Source organism: Streptomyces sp. NBC_01304 (assembly GCF_035975855.1).
GTDB lineage: Bacteria > Actinomycetota > Actinomycetes > Streptomycetales > Streptomycetaceae > Streptomyces.
The window spans coordinates 5496789-5512708 of sequence record NZ_CP109055.1; the positions used below are offsets into that span (position 1 = coordinate 5496789).

Sequence of the window (15920 nt, forward strand, 5' to 3'; positions counted from 1 at the left end):
TCATAAAACAGGTTGCTTATGGTCATACGCCGCCACCCTGGGCCCTTCGCGTGGACTTCCCCGCGCGTCCCCGCCCGGGGCACCCGGCGCGGGGACGGCGCTGACTACGGTCCGCGGACATGGACACGATCATCTTCGGTGGCCTGCTCGCCACCTGGTTCGCGATCTACCGACAGCGCTCGCGCACCGTCGTGCTCGGCGCCTGGGCCTTCATGATCCTTCTCGTCGCCATCCTGCTGAACCACCACGTCACCAGCAGCCTCAAGCTCGGACTGAGTTACTGACATGGCCTCCATGACGGCTCCGCGCGAGATCTCCGAGGGTTCCGGCGTCCTCGGCAAGGTCCAGTACTGGTTCGCCTGCTTCTTCGCCGTCGGCTGGACGGCGATCGTCTGCTGCGGGCTCGGGGTGCAGTTCATCAGCTGGGACTACCCCTGCCCGCTCTGCATGGTCCAGCGCATGTTCATGCTGCTCGCCGCGCTCGGCGCCGCGACCATCGTGCGCAAGGGCATGACCGGGACGATCGGCGGCCGCGACTACATGATGGGCTGGGGCCTCGCCCTGGTCGCCTGCATCGGCGGGGCGTTCACGGCCTGGCGGCAGACGATGCTGCACATCCTGCCGGGCGACAAGGGCTACGGCAGCCCGGTGCTCGGCCTGCACATGTACGTCTGGGCGTGGATCCTCTTCATGCTCTCGATCGTCGGCATCGGCATCATCATGGCGCTCGCGCATCTGACCGCCGACCGTACGGTCCCGACGACCGGCCTCTACTGGATCCTCGGCCGTGCCGTCCTCTGGTTCATCGCCCTGATCATCGCGATCGACCTGGTGGCGGTCTTCTTGGAGGAGGGCTTCCACTGGTGGCTGCCGGACGACCCGACCCGCTACCAGTTCTTCTACGACGTGGGAATCCTTGACTGACTCGCCCTCGGCCGATTCGCGCACGAACAAGGCGAGTTGGTGGTCCCGGGCGACGGCCGGCTTCGGCGACGGCACGATGGTGCTGCGGGCCGCGCTCGCGTCCGGGATCTCCTGGTGGATCGCGACCGCCCTGCTGCACTCGGAGGCGGCCTCGCTCGCCCCGGCGGGCGCGATCCTCGCCGCGCAGACGACGCCGTACGCGACCGCCCGCAAGAGCCTGCAGCGGGCGGCCGGGATCCTCTTCGGGTTCCTGCTCGGCGTGGTGGCGGCCCGGACGGTCGGGGTGAACGGCGTCAGCGTCGTGTGCGTCGTGGCCCTCGGGATGTACGCGGGGCGGCTGTTCCGGCTCGGCCCGCAGATGCACCAGGTCGCCCTGACCGCGGTCCTGGTGATGGGCACGGCCTCGCACTTCGGCTACGGCGCGTCCCGCCTGGAGGACAACGTGGTCGGCGTCCTCATCGGCACCCTGGTCGGCCTGGTCCTGCCCGCGCCCGGCTTCAGCAGTCGCGCGGGCGACGAACTTGCCCGGCTGACAAGGGAAATGGCCGCACTCCTGGACACGGTGGCCCGGCACCTGAGTGCCGGTGACTGGTCCGCGCACACCGGGGAGTGGGTGCGTCAGGCCCGCGCGCTGTCCAAGCGCCTGGAGAAGGTACGCGGCGCCGTCCGGGACGCCGAGGACGCCGTGCGCTGGCGGCCGCGCGGGCGGGCGGCGCGGCCCCGCATCAACCGGCTCGCCGAGGCCACCCAGTGCCTCGACCACGTGGGCAGCCAGCTGCGCGGCCTGACCCGCGGCCTGTACAACCTCACCTTCCGCGAGGGGCGCCCGCCCGCGCTGCACGACGGTGCGGGCGACGGGGAGCGGGTCGAGGTGGCGGCGCCGGACGGGCTCGACCGGATGCTGGCCGACCTGGCCGCGATGCTCGGCGACCTGGCCGACGTACACACCCTGGAGAACCCTCCGACGCCCGAACTCCACGCCAGGCTCGCGCAGTTGCTCGGGGAGGCGGAGACCAGCTATCTGCGGACGGCCCTCGCGCAGAACCCGGCGTACGCGGACTGGCGGGTGCTGTGCACGGCCGGGATCCTGGAGGACGCGCGGCGGATGCTGCACGAGCTGGATCCGGAACTCGGCCCGCACACAGGGGCGTTCAGCTGATCCGGAGCTAGCCGGTGATGACCCGGGGCCGCAGCTCCGGGTCCTTCTCGGCCCGGCGCAGCACCTCGCGGGTGACCGGGGCCACCTCGCCGTCACCGAAGACCAGGAAGCGCAGCAGGTGGCTGACCGGGTGGCCCTCGGTCCAGTTGAAGTAGGCGTGCGGGATCTCCTCGGTGCGGTCGCGGAGTTCGAGGAGGACCGCCGCGATCGTGTTGCCGATGACCGGCCCCTCCACGCGCAACAGCCGTGCCCCGTGCAGCTCCTGGCCCTTGACGACCAGGTCCGCCCGGAAGTCCGAGGAATTCGCGAGATAGACCTCCAGGAAGAGCACGGGACGGCCCGGCGGGATGTTCGTCTCGTCCCGCTGGCTGGCCTCCTTGGCCCGGTATTCGAGGAGGCTGCGCTTGCCCGGCTCGGCGTCGATCTTCGACTTCGGCGGCGGCTCGTGCGCGATGATCTGCAGCGGCCCCTGGCTGGCCGCCGCGTCGATGAGCCGGGCCGCCGTCTCGTCGAACGTGACGTCCGCCGCGCGCAGTTCGAAGGAGCGGTGGATGCGCGAGGCGATGGACGTCAGCATGATCGCGAAGATGAAGAGGGCGGCGATCCGGATGCCGTCGGGCCGCTCCACCACGTTGTCGACGAGGGTGTACGAGAGCACCGCGGTGATCACGCCGAAGCCGATCGTCGCCTTGCGCTGGCCGGCCTTGCGCGCGGCGGCCGTACAGGCGAAGGCCGCCGACAGCATGAGCACGAGGACGCCGGTCGCGTACGCGCCGCTCTGGGCGTCGACGTTCGCGTTGAACCACAGCGTGATGGCGACCCCGATGCCCATGAAGACCAGGACGAGGGGGCGTACCGCGCGCGCCCATTCGGGAGCCATGCCGTAGCGCGGCAGATAGCGCGGTACGAGGTTCAGCAGGCCGGCGAGGGCCGAGGCGCCCGCGAACCAGAGGATGGCGATGGTCGAGACGTCGTAGATCGTGCCGAAGATCTCGCCGAGGTGCTCATGGGCCAGATAGGCGAGGGCGCGGCCGTTGGCCTGGCCGCCGGCCTTGAACTCGTCCTGCGGGATCAGGATGGTGGTCGCCAGGCTGGACAGCATCAGGAAGCAGCTCATGATCACGGCGGCCGTGGTGAGCAGCTTGCGGGTGTCGCGGATGCGGCCGGCCGGGTTGGCGTGGGTGTCCGTGTCGTCGCCCCTGACCTGCGGCATCACCGCGACGCCGGTCTCGAAGCCGGACATGCCGAGGGCCAGCTTCGGGAAGACGAGCAGCGCGACGCCGATCATCGCGAACGGCGACGAGTGCTCGGCGGTCATCGCGTCGGTCCAGTCGCCGATCTGGTGCGGCTTGCTGATGACCTCCCAGGCGGCGGTGGACAGGACGACCACATTGAGCGTCAGGTACGTCGCCACCAGGACCACCGCGACGCCGATGGCCTCCTTGAACCCCTTGAGGAAGACGGCGGCCAGCGCGGCGAGCAGGAACAGCGTGATCCAGGTGTTCTCGCCCTCCAGCCAGTGCGGGGCGAAGGGGTTCTCGACAACGTGGGCGGCGGCGTCCGCGGCCGACAGGGTCATCGTGATCATGAAGTCGGTGGCGGCGAAGCCGAGCAGCACGAGCACGAAGAGCTTCCCCGACCACCAGTGCAGCAGCCGCTCCAGCATGGAGATCGACCCCGCGCCGTACGGGCTCTCCTTGGCCACTCTGCGGTACACCGGCAGCGCGCCGAGCAGGGTCAGCGCGATGAGCACGACGGTGGCGAGGGGCGAGAGCAGTCCGGCGGCGAGGGCGGCGATGCCCGGCTGGTAGCCGAGGGTGGAGAAGTAGTCCACGCCGGTGAGGCACATGACCCGCCACCACTTGTGGCCCCGGTGCTCCGGGGCGAGCTTGGCGTGCGGACCGGGGTGGCGCGCCACGGTCTCGCTCAGCCCGTCGAGGAGCCAGGCCCGGAACCGGTTGCGGGTGCCCGTACGCGGGGTGGTGTCGGCGGACATAAAGGTCATCTTGGCCTGGGGTGGGGGTGGCGGCGAGTTGGGGAGCCCGTCTCGGACCTGGCTGCGGAACCCCTTCCGAGGGCGCGCTCGGGGCGGCAGGGTGGACGGATGACGACGTACGAGGCATCTGATGCATCCGAGTCATCCGAGATACCCGCGGCATCCAAGGCCCCTGAGGCGACCGAAACGTTCCTCGCCGCCTTCGTCGCGGCGATCGTGCCCGTCGTGCCGCTGCGTGCGGTGTGGGCGCACGGTTCGCTGGGCGGGGGTGACTATCAGGAGGGCCGGAGCGATCTCGACCTCGTGGCGGTCCTGGAGCGGCCGTGCACTTCGGCCGAGCGAGCGGGCCTCGACTCGGCCCATCGCCGCGTGGGCGCGACCAGCCCTCTCGCGCCTCATCTGCACTGTGCCTACGTGCCGGTGGCCGAGCTCGGGGAGCTCGACGCCCCTCATCTGTCCTGGTGGTACGAGGAACTCTGCGACCACCGGCCCGTCACCGAGGTGACCCGGCGCGAGCTGCACGCCTTCGCGCGCGTGCTGCACGGGGAGGCTCCGGCGGGGCTGCTTCCGCCGGTCACGGATGCCGAGCTCTCGGCTTTCATCCGCCGCGATCTGACCGGGTTCTGGCGCAAGGCCCTTGCGAATGAGGCTAATTGGCGCCAGGACATCTGGATCGACGGTGGTCTGCTGGTCCTTGCCAGGGCGTCGGTCACGCTTCGGTCGGGGCGCCTGATCACGAAGGCGGAGGCCCTCGACGTGCTCGTCGAGCTGGGGGCTCCGGGGGAGCTGGTGGCGGATGTACGCAATCGCCGGTACGGCCTCACCGGCCCGGACGCTCGCACCGAAGAGTGGCTGGCCCGGCGGGCCGAGCTGGCGGTGTCCTTTCTGGACGCGCAGATCCGGCGGGTGGAGTGATTTTCCCCCCGCCCCGCCCCTTCCCGTAAGACTGCCGTCGGCTTCAAAGACTGTCCTCAAACGCCGGACGGGCTGATTTCATCAGCCCGTCCGGCGTTTGAGGACACAGCTCCGCAGGATTTCGGGAAGGGGCGGGGCGGGGAGAAAAACAGCTCCGAGTTGCCGGACCCCCCGCTCCGGTGTGCCCTGGATAGGGGGCGACGAGAGAGGAAGCTCCGTCATGGCACATGCCGCACCCGCACCGTCCCGCATGAGCGGCACCCGCATCGGCTCAGCCGCCAAGCTGGCCCCGGTCCTCGCCGTCGTCTACGGCATCTGGGCCGCCGGAATCAACCGCCACGCAGGCCCGATCACGGGCATGAACGTGCTGTTCGGCATCGTCACCGGCGTAGCCCTGGGCGTGCTCTACCTCGCCGTGCTCAGGCTCGCCCCCCGCCTGCCCCGCGAGCTGCGCGCCTTCGCCTGGGCCGCCCTCGCCGGCGGTGCCTTCGGGTTCCTCTACAGCCTCACCGGCGTGAGCATCCTGCGCTCCGCCGGCCACGCGGCCCTGGTCGCGGGCGCCGTGGCCTGCGCCGTGTTCTACCGGTTCTACACCTCCGAGGACTGAGCGCCTCACCGCCCGAGCCCTCCAGGAGGCGCTCATGCCCACACTCCGGATAGGTCCCCTGCGTGCGCTGGGCGCCGCCCTGCTGCTGACCGGGGCCCTCACCCTCACCTCCGTCGGGACGGCCGAGGCCGCCCCGGCCAACAACAACGGCGGTCCCGTCTGGGGCACCGTCGTCTCCCGCGGCGACATGAACCTGCGGGCCGACCCCGACACCGGGTCCCGGGTCGTCGGCTACCTCCCCTCCGGCAGCCAGGACCGCCTGGAGTGCGCGACGTACGGGACGTACGTGAACGGGAATCCGTACTGGTACTGGCTGGGCGGCGCCCGCGCCTGGGCCAGCGGCGCGTTCATGCAGCCGGACCGGCAGGTGCCGATGTGCGGCGGCCGGCCGGGCCACCACACGAACACGAACTGCAACGAGGAGTGCTGGGACCCGTGCTGGCACGGCGGTCGCAGATCCGACGAGCGGTACGACGGGCGGCACGAGGGCCGTTACGAGAACGGGCGGTGGGTACCGAGGCGGTCGTAGGACCAAGGCAGTCGTAGGACCAACTGCCCCCAAACAAATAGTGCTCAGGTGCGATGAGTTTGCGTGACGCCCGGAGTCATCCTTGCGTCGAGCGTGAAACCGCCACCCCCGGAGGGACCGCACCATGAGCAAGCAGTTGTCGTCGGCCGGTTTGGCCATCGAGACCGCGGGTCTGGTGAAGACCTTCGGTGAGAACCGCGCCGTCGACGGCGTGGACCTCTCCGTCCCGGCCGGCACGGTCTACGGCGTCCTCGGCCCGAACGGCGCGGGCAAGACCACCACCGTGAAAATGCTGGCCACCCTGCTCCGCCCGGACGGCGGCGAGGCCCATGTCTTCGGCCACGACGTCGTCCGGGAAGCGGATGCCGTACGCAGCCGGGTCAGCCTCACCGGTCAGTACGCCTCCGTCGACGAGGACCTGACCGGCACCGAGAACCTGGTGCTCCTGGCCCGTCTGATGGGCCACTCCAAGAAGGCCTCGTACAGCAGGGCAGGTCAGCTCTTGGAAGCCTTCGGGCTGACGGACGCGGCCGCACGGCAGGTGAAGAACTACTCGGGCGGCATGCGGCGCCGCATCGACATCGCCGCGTCCATTCTCAACACCCCCGACCTGCTCTTCCTGGACGAGCCGACGACGGGCCTCGACCCGCGCAGCCGCAACCAGGTCTGGGACATCGTGCGCGCGGTCGTCGGGCAGGGCACGACGGTCCTGCTGACCACCCAATACCTGGACGAGGCCGACCAGTTGGCGTCCCGGATCGCCGTCATCGACAAGGGCAAGGTCATCGCCGAGGGCACGAAGGGCGAGCTCAAGGCGTCGGTCGGCGCGGGCGCCGTGCATCTGCGGCTGCGGGACGCGGCCCAGCGCGCCGAGGCCGAGCGGATCCTGCACCTCGCCCTCGACGCCCAAGTCCAGTTGGAGGCCGACCCGTTGGCGCTCACGGCGCGCGTGGGCAACGGCCAATATTCGCGCGGCGACAGCCGCTCCGGTGGAGCCGTCGCTTGCGACGGGGGCCAGGGCGCCGCCGAGAAGGCATCCCGCGCGCTCGCCGAACTCGCCCACCACGGCATCACCGTCGACAACTTCTCCCTCGGCCAGCCCAGCCTGGACGAGGTCTTCCTCGCCCTCACCGACCGCAAGCCCGAGTCGACCGACACCGATACCGACACCGACGCGCTCTCCGAGGAGGCGGCAGCATGAGCACCGCGACCAGCACCGAAGCCGCCGAACTGGCGCCCGTGCACACCGAGACCCTCGCCGAACTCCTCATCGCCAAGGACCGCCCGCCCCGGCCCAGCGCCGTCTCGACCTCGCTCACCTTCGGCTGGCGGGCCATCCTGAAGATCAAGCACGTGCCCGAGCAGCTCTTCGACGTCACCGCCTTCCCGATCATGATGGTCGTGATGTACACGTACCTCTTCGGCGGCGCCCTGGCCGGCTCGCCGAGCGCGTACATCCAGCAACTGCTGCCCGGCATCATGGTGATGAGCGTCGTGATGATCACGATGTACACGGGTGTCGCGGTCAACACGGACATCGAGAAGGGCGTCTTCGACCGATTCCGTACGCTGCCGATCTGGCGGCCCGCGCCGATGGTCGGCTATCTGCTCGGCGATGCCCTGCGCTACACCATGGCCTCGCTCGTGATGCTCACGGTCGGCCTGATCATGGGCTTCAGGCCGGACGGCGGGCCGGTCGGGGTGCTTGCCGGGATCGCCCTGCTGATCGTCTTCTCGTTCGCGTTCTCGTGGGTGTGGACGATGTTCGGGCTGCTGCTCCGCAGCGAGAAGTCCGTGATGGGCGTCAGCATGATGGTGCTGTTCCCGCTGACCTTCCTCAGCAACATCTTCGTCGACCCGATCACCATGCCGGGCTGGCTGCAGGCCTTCGTGAACAACAGCCCCATCACCCATCTGGCCACCGCCGTACGCGAGTTGATGGCGGGGAACTGGCCGGCGGCCGACCTGCTCTGGTCCCTCGGCTGGGCCGGCCTGTTCGTGCTGATCTTCGGGCCGGTGACGATGCGGCTCTACAGCCGCAAGTAGCCCCCGCTCAGCCGCTTGGCCCTGTCCCTCACTCGTGCGCACCACCACATCTCGCGGCTCCGCATCCGGTCCCCAAGCCTGGGGAGGGTGCGGAGTCAGCGGAGTTTTCGGGGAATTGCGGCTGTGGTGCTGCTCGTGCTCGCCTGCCTGCTCGCGCCGCTCGGTGCGCTGTCGACCTGGGCGAAGTACGACATCGGTGACACGGATGCGTACGTACAGAACATGGCCCCGCTCGCCTCGAACGCGGCCGTGCAGGACGCCGTGGCCGACGCGGTCACCAAAGAGGTCATGAAGGCCGTCGACCTGGGGCCACTGACCGGCACCGTCGAGACCTTCATCAACGACGCCGTGAAGTCCTTCACCGGCACCAAGGCCTTCCAGACCGCCTGGAACGCGGCCGTGCGCGCCGCCCACGACGCCGTGCAGCGGGCCCTCGACGACGGCTCGACCGACACCGTCACCATCGACCTCGCGCCCATCACCAAGCAGCTGAAACAGCAGCTCGTCGACGAGGGCGCGCCCTTCGCCAAGAACATCCCGGTCCAGCACACCGAGATCACCGTCATGACCGGCAACGACCTCGGCTCCCTGCGGAAGGGGTTCCACATGCTTCAGATCGCGGGCATCTGGCTGCCCGTCGCCTCCGTGCTGTGCGCGCTCGCGGGCATCGCGCTCGCGGTACGCCGCCGTCGGGCGATCACCGCGACGGGGCTCGGCGTCGCCCTGGCCGCCGTCCTGCTCGGCATCGCGCTCCTCATCTCCCGGCACCTGACCCTGAGCGATCTCCCGCCGGACATCTCGCGGGACGCGGCCGCGGCCGTGTACGACGCGCTGACGTCGGCGCTGCGGCTCGCGGTGTGGGTGATGTTGGGAGTCGGGCTCGCGGTGGCCCTCGGGGCGTTCCTCGCCGGGCGCTTCTCCGGGCGGTCGAACTCTTCAGGCGAGCGGGTCTGAGGCGGCAAGTTCCGCAAGGGTCCCGAGGGCATACGCGAGGGTGTCGTGCGCCGGTGTCGCGAGGCCGAGCCGCACCGCGTCCGGCGCCGAGTGCGCCCCGATCGCGAAGGCCGCCCCCTCGGTGAGCGCGATGCCCCGCCCGGCCGCGGCGGCCGCGAAGGTCTCGCCCCGCCAGGGCGCGGGCAGCCGCCACCAGGCGAAGTAGCCGTGCGGATCGGCCCGTACGTCCTGACCGGCCAGGCACTCCGCCAGAATCCGCTGCCGCGCCGCCGCGTCCTCGCGCTTGGCCTCGACGAGGCGGGCGACCGTGCCGTCGCCCAGCCACCGCGTGGCCGCCTCGAGCCCGAACCGGGACGCCGTCCAGCCCCCGCCCCGCAGCGCCTCGGCGACCCGCTCGCCCCGCCCATCGGGGGCAACGACGAAGCCGACGGTCAGGCCGGGGGCGACGCGCTTGGAGAGGCCGTCGATGAGGTGGGTGCGTTCGGGGGCGTACGCGGCGAGGGGTGGTTCCGGGCCCTCGTGGAGGAAGGACCAGATCCGATCCTCGACGATGGGCAGCCGCAACTCCCTTGCGGTCTCGGCCAGTTGCCTCCGCCGGCCGTCGGGCATCGTCACCGACGTCGGGTTCTGCAGGGTCGGCTGTACGTAGAGCGCGCCGAGCGGCGCCGACCGGTGGGCGGCCGCGAGCGCGTCGGGCCGCAGCCCCGCCTCGTCCGTGGCGAGCGGGACCAGCTGGACGCTCAGACGGGCGGCGATCTCCTTGACCAGCGGATAGGTCAGCGCCTCCACACCGACCCGGCCCCCGGGACGTACCAGCGCGGAGAGCGTGCCCGCGATCGCCTGCCGCGCGTTACCGGCGAAGAGCAGCTGCTCCGGCGCGGGTCGCCAGCCCGCACGGGTGAGCAGCGCGGCCGTCGCCGCCCGCGCCGCGGGGGTTCCGTCGGCGGGGGCCGGGCGGGTCGCCGCGGCGAGGACGTCGGGGCGGGTGAGGGCGCGCAGGGCGGGGGCGATGAGCTCCGACTGGCCGGGCGCGCAAGGGTAGTTGAGCTGCAGATTGACCTCGGCGTCCGAGGGTCCGTAGGGCTCCGCAAGGGCCCGCCCGGACTCCGGCTCGGGCGCCGCCCGCACGAAGGTGCCGCGCCCCACCTCGCCGACGACGAGGCCGCGCCGCACCAGCTCGGCGTAGACGCGGCCTGCGGTGGAGTCGGCGATGCGGCGGCGCCTGGCGAAGGCGCGCTGGGTGGGGAGGCGGTCGCCGGGCCTGAGGCGGCCGCTGCGGATGTCGCCGGCGACGGTGTCGGCGATGCGGCGGTAGTCGTGCATGCGCTGGCCCCCTGCTGCGTACGGATTCCCGCTGCGTACATATTGCACCGAGAGCAAATGATTCTATTGCCCCGAGAAAGGCTCCCTTTCTACGCTCCTGACCATGGCAAACGCACTCCTCAACGGCATCACTGTCGGCTACGACGACAAGGGCCCGACCGACGGCGTCCCGCTGGTCCTGGTCCACGGGCACCCCTTCGACCGCAGCATGTGGGCGCCCCAACTTGCCGCGTTCTCCGGTGACTTCCGGGTGATCGCGCCCGATCTGCGGGGCTATGGCGAGTCCGACGTCGTACCGGGAAAGACACTGCTCTCGACGTTCGCCGAGGACCTGGCGGCCCTCCTCGACCACCTCGGCGTACGGGACTTCGTCCTCGGCGGTCTTTCGATGGGCGGGCAGATCGTCATGGAGTGCCACCGGCAGTTCGGCGCGCGGATCCGGGGCCTGGTCCTCGCGGACACGTTCCCGGCGGCGGAGACGGAGGAGGGCAAGGCCTGGCGTCGGGAGCTCGCGGAGCGGCTGGTGCGCGAAGGGATGCGGGGCCATGCGGACGAGGTCCTGTTCAAGATGGTCGCGCCCGACGCCGCACCCGAGGTGGCCTCGCACGTCCTGCGCATGATGACTTCAACATCCCCCGAAGGCGCGGCGGCGGCGCTGCGGGGACGGGCCGAACGGCCCGACTACCGCGAGCTGTTGACCCGGGTGTCGGTGCCCGCGCTGGTGGTCGTGGGCCGGGACGACGAGTTCACGCCGGTCGCGGACGCGGAGGCGATGCACGCGGCGCTGCCCGACTCGACCCTGTGCGTGGTCGAAGGGGCGGCCCACATGCCCAATCTGGAGCGGCCGGAGGAGTTCAACGCGGCGTTGGGGGCGTTCCTGGCCCGGCTGGACCGACCCTGATCCGACCGTGAACCGACCTCTGAATTGACCCCTTTTTATGCCCGGCAATTGCACCTTCAGCAGGGGTCATTGGCCGCATAAAGTTGTCCTCATGAACAGCGACAGCAACAACATCAGCAGCAACGCCGCCGCCCTCAAGCCCGTCCTGACCCGCGCCGCCAACGCCGAGACCACCAGCGACCCCAGCAGTGTCATGACCCTGCTCGCCGACGCCGGCACCGACGGCAGCTCGATCACCAGCTACCGCTCGACCTTCGCCAAGGGCGCGGTGGGCGCCCCCGCCCACTTCCACACCAAGGCCTCGGAGATGTTCTTCGTCGTCGACGGCTCCCTCCAGGTCCTGGTCGACGACGAGGTCAAGGTCCTCACCTCCGGCGACTTCCTGCTCGTCCCGCCGCACACCCCGCACGCCTTCGCCGCCGCGCCCGACGCCACGGCCGACGTGCTGTTCGTCTTCACGCCGGGCATGCCGCGCTTCGACTACCTGCGGCTGCTCGGCCGGGTGATGCGGGGCGAGGCGAGCCCGGCGGAGATCGCGGCGTCCTCCGAGCAGTACGACAACCACTACGTGGACAGCCCGGTGTGGAAGGCCGCGCTCGAAGCGGCCAACTAGGCCGCCTGGGCCTCCTCCACATGCGGCCCCGGCCGCCCCGGGTGATCCTGCGGGGACAACCGGAGGCCGTACGGAGGAGAGACCCATGTCCCAGCAGACCGCACCCGGCTCGGGCCCGGCCCCCCGCCCCGAGGGCTCCCCGTGGGCGTCGGGCGGCACCGCCTTCGCCGGCGTCCTGATGCTCTGCTCCGGCATCATCGGCGCCCTTCAGGGCATCGCCGCGATCGCGAAGGACGACGTCTACACCCGCCTCGGCGACTACGTCTTCGCCTTCAACCTCACCACCTGGGGCTGGATCCACCTCCTCCTCGGCCTCGCGGTGGCGGCCACCGGCTACGGCATCCTCAAGGGCCAGGACTGGGCGCGCGGGGCGGGCATCGCGATGGCGGCGGTGTACGTGGTGGCGTACTTCCTCTTCCTGCCGTACGCGCCGGTGTGGTCGGTGATCGTGATCGCGATGGCGGTGTTCGTGATGTGGGCGCTGGCCACCTCGGTGGGGTCGAAGCAGAGCTGAGGCGTCAGGAACGTACGGGCTTACGGGCTGAGGCGTCAGGAACGCTCAGCGCTGAAGTGAGCTGAGGCGTCGGGAACGTACAGCCAGAACCCGCAGCACCCCGGCCGTCCCGAGCGCGACCGCCACCGCGAGACCCACCGAGGCGGCGGCCGGCAGTCCGGCCGGGGGCGACGGGCGGGCCAGGGCACCCGCCAGCGCCCCGCCCGTCAGGGCGAGCAGCGCCGCGTTGCGGAGCAGGGTGCCAGGACCGATGGGCGCCGCCGAGGCCGTGCCGAAGCAGGAGCACGCCGGGTGGCGGCCCTGCGCCAGCTGAACCCCGATCGCCGCCGTGAACACCGCGAGCAGCACGAGGCCCGCCCCCGCCGCCCACGCCGCGGACGCGGGCACCAGCACGGCGACGGCCACCGCTGCCTCCGAGAGCACCAGGGCCCGCGCGGCCGTCGGCACGAACGGCGCCGGGACCCCGAACTCGCGCACCGCCCGCCACGTGGCCATCCGCGCCCGGAGCTTCCCGTACGCGGCCACCGCGAAGACCGCCGCGACGAGGAGGCGGGCGGTCCAGGCCAGGTGGTCGACGAGCATGCGGAAACCCTAGAACCCTTCGACGAACCTTCGACGATCCCTTCGACGAACCCTCTGGCGGGGACGTACCGGGCGCCCCGTTTCGATCATGTGGCAGACCCTCCGGCGGTCTTGACGCCGCTCCGCAGGGCGACTGGGATCCACAGAAGACCCCGCCCCGCCCGCCCGGAGGGACCCTCATGAACGCCCACGCCCCCGACGCCCTCGCGCTGGCCGCCGCCGTCCGGACCGGGGAGGTCAGCCCCGTCGAGCTGGTCGAGGAGAGCCTCGCCCGGATCGAGGCCGGGAACGACGCGCTCGGCGCCTTCGTCACCGTCACCGCCGAGGCCGCCCGCGCCCAGGCCAAGGCGGCCGAGCAGCGGGTCCGGGACGAGGGTCCCGACGGGCTGCCCCCGCTGTTCGGCGTGCCGACCGCCATCAAGGACCTGACGGCCACGGCAGGCGTACGCACCGCCTACGGGTCACGGGCGTACGCCGACCACGTCCCGGTCGCCGACGCGCACAGCGTGACGCGGCTGCGGGCCGCGGGGACGATCAGCGTCGGCAAGACCAATACGCCGGAGTTCGGGCTCACCGGGTACACCGAGAACGACGTGGCGGGTTCCGCCCGCACCCCCTGGGACCTCGCGCGTTCGGCGGGCGGGTCGAGCGGGGGCGCGGCGGCGGCCGTGGCGGCGGGGCTCGTGCCCGTCGCGCACGGCAGCGACGGGGGCGGGTCGCTACGGATTCCGGCGAGCGTGTGCGGGATCTTCGGGCTGAAGCCTTCGCGGGGGCGGGTCAGTTCGGGGCCCGACGCCCTCGACATGGCGGGCCTCGCGATCGAGGGGCCGCTCAGCCGCACCGTCCGCGACGCCGCCGCCTTCCTGGACGCGCTGGCCGGGCCGATGCCCGGCGACGCCTACTGGGCGCCGCCCCTGCCCGCGGGCGAGACCTTCCTCGATCACACCCGCCGCGACCCGGGCCGCCTGCGCATCGCCCGTTACGCCGACCTGGGCGAGGGCAACGCCGCGGCGGACCCGGCGTGCCTGGCCGCGTACGAGGAGGCGAGCGAGCTGCTCGGCTCCCTCGGCCACGAGGTCGAGGACATCCGCAACCCCTTCGCGCTCCCGGGGGAGGACCTGGGCAAGCTGTTCTTCACGACCTGGGCCGTGCAGTCCCTGCGCCATCAACTCCCGGACCCGGACGAGGAGTTGCTGCGTCCGGTGACCCGGTTCTGGCGCGAGCGCGGGCGGGAGCTGTCGGGCGAGCGGTTCTACCGGGCGCTCGTGGGGCTGCAGGCGCTCACCCATCGGGTCGTCACCGCCCTTCAGCCGTACGACGCCGTCCTCACGCCGACGCTCGGGCTGCCGCCCCAGCTCCCGGAGTTCTTCGAAGGGGCGGGCAAGGGTGTGGAGGCCATCGACGTACTGCGCCGGCAGACCCTGTTCACCCCGTACACCGGCGGCTGGAACGTCACCGGTCAGCCCGCCGCGTCGCTGCCCCTGCACTGGACGGACGCCGGCCTCCCGATCGGCGTGACGCTGGTCGGCCGCCCGGCCGGTGAGGCCCAACTCCTGTCGCTCTGCGCCCAGGTGGAGGCGGCGCGGCCGTGGGCCGGGCGGCGTCCTCCCTTCGTGGGCTGAGCCGCTGAGCCCCTGAGCCCCTGAGCCGCTGAGCCGCTGAGCCCTGGAGTCGCTGAAGTCGCCGAGCCACTGAAGTCGCCTGGAGCGCAACCTTCCCGCCCAAATCCCCGTCTTTCCCAAAGTATTCGGGCACTCTGCAATCCGCAGTCGCCGTGGCTGCGCAGCGCGAGTGGAGAGGGCAGCCCCTTGGCGACCGAGACGACGGATCCCCGGGCCGGGCAGCTCGACCCCGGCCCGCCCCCGCCGGACAGGCCCCCGACCTGGCGGCGCGTCGTCAGCTGGCTCTCGGGACTCGCCCTGGGCGGCGTCAGCGTCGTCCTGGCCTGCCGGGCCGCGGACGTCGACGGGATCACGCCCATCCCTCAGCTGCTCGCCTTCCTGCCCTGGCTGCTGATCCCCGTGACCGTGGCGCTCGCCCTCGCCGCGCTGGCCCGCTGGCGGCTCGGGGTCGTCTGGGCGCTCGTCGTGGCCGTCGGCACCGGGTGGTTCACGCAGCCGTACGGGGACGGGGCGAACCGGCCCGAAGGACCCGCCCTCGCGAAGGTGCGGGTACTGACCTCGAACGTCGAATTCGGCTGGGCGACAAGCGAGTTGAGCGCGACCATCCGCCGGGAGAAGCCCGACATCGTCTTCGCCGAGGAGTGCGACTCGCCCTGCAGTGCGGCGCTGCGGGGCGAGTTCGCCGCCGAGTACCCGTACACGCGCGTCGTCGAGGCCCACGGCCCCGAAGGCTCCGCCCTGCTCAGCCGGTACCCGCTCAAGGACGCCCCCGGCATCGCGGCCACCCTCGGCATGCCGGGCGCGGTCGCCGAGATCGCGGGCCGGCCCGTCCAGCTGCAGCTCGCCCACCCGATGCCGCCCAGGCCCGGCGGCATCGGCCTGTGGCGGACCGAGCTCGGCGCCCTGCGCGACTACGCGGCCGACCGGGCCGGGGTCCCCACCATCCTCGCCGGTGACTTCAACGCCTCCCAGGACCACGCGGCCTTCCGCCGCATCCTCGACACGGGGCTGCACGACAGCGCGCGCCTGGCCGGTGATTCGCGGGCGCCGTCCTGGCCCTCGGCCACCGCGCCGCCGCTCGGTACGCAGATCGACCATGTGCTGGTGAGCCGGGACTTCTCGGTGGGCTCGGCCCGGTTCCTCGATCTTGCGAACACGGACCATCGGTCCTTGCTGGCCGAGCTGACATTGCACGGGGCCGGGCCGGGCTGAGCGCGCCGCGGCACATAATGGGC

The 15920-nt window shown here is 71.6% G+C and carries 17 protein-coding genes; 14 read left to right on the forward strand and 3 right to left on the reverse strand.

The genetic code is table 11. The features are described from left to right. Positions 1-119 precede the first annotated feature (119 nt). From OG430_RS24345 to OG430_RS24355, 3 genes are read left to right on the forward strand one after another with little or no spacing between them, the layout of a single operon-like run. Positions 120-284, forward strand: coding sequence for a DUF5993 family protein (locus tag OG430_RS24345; protein ID WP_327354709.1), 165 nt, complete (start codon positions 120-122; stop codon positions 282-284). 1 nt (position 285) lies between these two features. Beyond that, positions 286-924: a disulfide bond formation protein B gene (locus tag OG430_RS24350; RefSeq protein WP_327354710.1), complete on the forward strand. Its 639-nt coding sequence runs from the start codon at positions 286-288 to the stop codon at positions 922-924. Continuing rightward, positions 917-2083, forward strand: coding sequence for an FUSC family protein (locus OG430_RS24355; protein ID WP_327354711.1), 1167 nt, complete (start codon positions 917-919; stop codon positions 2081-2083). The genes OG430_RS24350 and OG430_RS24355 overlap by 8 nt, the downstream gene beginning before the upstream one ends. Before the next feature lie 7 nt (positions 2084-2090). On the opposite strand, the gene OG430_RS24360 is transcribed toward OG430_RS24355, so the two are convergent. Continuing rightward, positions 2091-4088 carry an amino acid transporter gene (locus tag OG430_RS24360; RefSeq protein WP_327354712.1) on the reverse strand — a complete coding sequence of 666 codons (1998 nt, stop codon included), beginning with the start codon at positions 4086-4088 and terminating at the stop codon, positions 2091-2093. Positions 4089-4187: 99 nt separating this feature from the next. Here OG430_RS24360 and OG430_RS24365 point away from each other — a divergent pair, with 99 nt between their 5' ends. From OG430_RS24365 to OG430_RS24390, 6 genes are all read left to right on the forward strand, one after another. Beyond that, on the forward strand, positions 4188-4994 hold the full coding sequence (locus OG430_RS24365; RefSeq protein ID WP_327354713.1) for a nucleotidyltransferase: 807 nt from the start codon (positions 4188-4190) through the stop codon (positions 4992-4994). A 220-nt stretch (positions 4995-5214) separates the two neighbouring features. After that, the gene (locus OG430_RS24370) at positions 5215-5601 is read left to right on the forward strand and encodes a hypothetical protein (RefSeq protein WP_327354714.1); all 387 of its coding nucleotides are present in this window, start codon (positions 5215-5217) and stop codon (positions 5599-5601) included. Positions 5602-5635: 34 nt separating this feature from the next. After that, entirely contained in the window at positions 5636-6130 is a 495-nt protein-coding gene (locus tag OG430_RS24375) for an SH3 domain-containing protein (protein ID WP_327354715.1), read from the forward strand. A 124-nt stretch (positions 6131-6254) separates the two neighbouring features. Next, positions 6255-7331, forward strand: a complete 1077-nt coding sequence (locus tag OG430_RS24380; protein WP_327354716.1) for an ATP-binding cassette domain-containing protein — start codon at positions 6255-6257, stop codon at positions 7329-7331. Beyond that, a complete protein-coding gene (locus OG430_RS24385; RefSeq protein WP_327354717.1) occupies positions 7328-8176 on the forward strand; it encodes an ABC transporter permease in 849 nt (282 codons plus the stop codon). The genes OG430_RS24380 and OG430_RS24385 overlap by 4 nt, the downstream gene beginning before the upstream one ends. Before the next feature lie 123 nt (positions 8177-8299). Continuing rightward, on the forward strand, positions 8300-9130 hold the full coding sequence (locus OG430_RS24390; protein ID WP_327354718.1) for a hypothetical protein: 831 nt from the start codon (positions 8300-8302) through the stop codon (positions 9128-9130). Here OG430_RS24390 and OG430_RS24395 read toward each other — a convergent pair. Then, entirely contained in the window at positions 9113-10453 is a 1341-nt protein-coding gene (locus OG430_RS24395; RefSeq protein WP_327354720.1) for an aminotransferase-like domain-containing protein, read from the reverse strand. The genes OG430_RS24390 and OG430_RS24395 overlap by 18 nt on opposite strands. 103 nt (positions 10454-10556) lie before the next feature. On the opposite strand from OG430_RS24395, the gene OG430_RS24400 reads away from it, so the two are divergent. From OG430_RS24400 to OG430_RS24410, 3 genes are all read left to right on the forward strand, one after another. After that, entirely contained in the window at positions 10557-11354 is a 798-nt protein-coding gene (locus OG430_RS24400; protein ID WP_327354721.1) for an alpha/beta fold hydrolase, read from the forward strand. Positions 11355-11445: 91 nt separating this feature from the next. Then, entirely contained in the window at positions 11446-11967 is a 522-nt protein-coding gene (locus tag OG430_RS24405) for a cupin domain-containing protein (RefSeq protein WP_327354722.1), read from the forward strand. Between the two features lie 85 nt (positions 11968-12052). Beyond that, positions 12053-12481, forward strand: coding sequence for a DUF7144 family membrane protein (locus OG430_RS24410; protein WP_327354723.1), 429 nt, complete (start codon positions 12053-12055; stop codon positions 12479-12481). A gap of 45 nt (positions 12482-12526) precedes the next feature. Here OG430_RS24410 and OG430_RS24415 read toward each other — a convergent pair whose 3' ends face one another. Further along, positions 12527-13063 (reverse strand): MauE/DoxX family redox-associated membrane protein, encoded by a 537-nt coding sequence (locus OG430_RS24415; RefSeq protein ID WP_327354724.1) that lies wholly within the window; start codon positions 13061-13063, stop codon positions 12527-12529. Between the two features lie 179 nt (positions 13064-13242). Between OG430_RS24415 and OG430_RS24420 the strand changes: the two genes are divergently transcribed. Together OG430_RS24420 and OG430_RS24425 are read left to right on the forward strand one after the other, a co-directional pair. After that, positions 13243-14685 (forward strand): amidase, encoded by a 1443-nt coding sequence (locus tag OG430_RS24420; protein WP_327354725.1) that lies wholly within the window; start codon positions 13243-13245, stop codon positions 14683-14685. A 186-nt stretch (positions 14686-14871) separates the two neighbouring features. Continuing rightward, complete coding sequence (locus OG430_RS24425; RefSeq protein WP_442816543.1) at positions 14872-15897, forward strand: endonuclease/exonuclease/phosphatase family protein; 1026 nt, start codon at positions 14872-14874, stop codon at positions 15895-15897. The last annotated feature ends 23 nt before the right edge of the window (positions 15898-15920 follow it).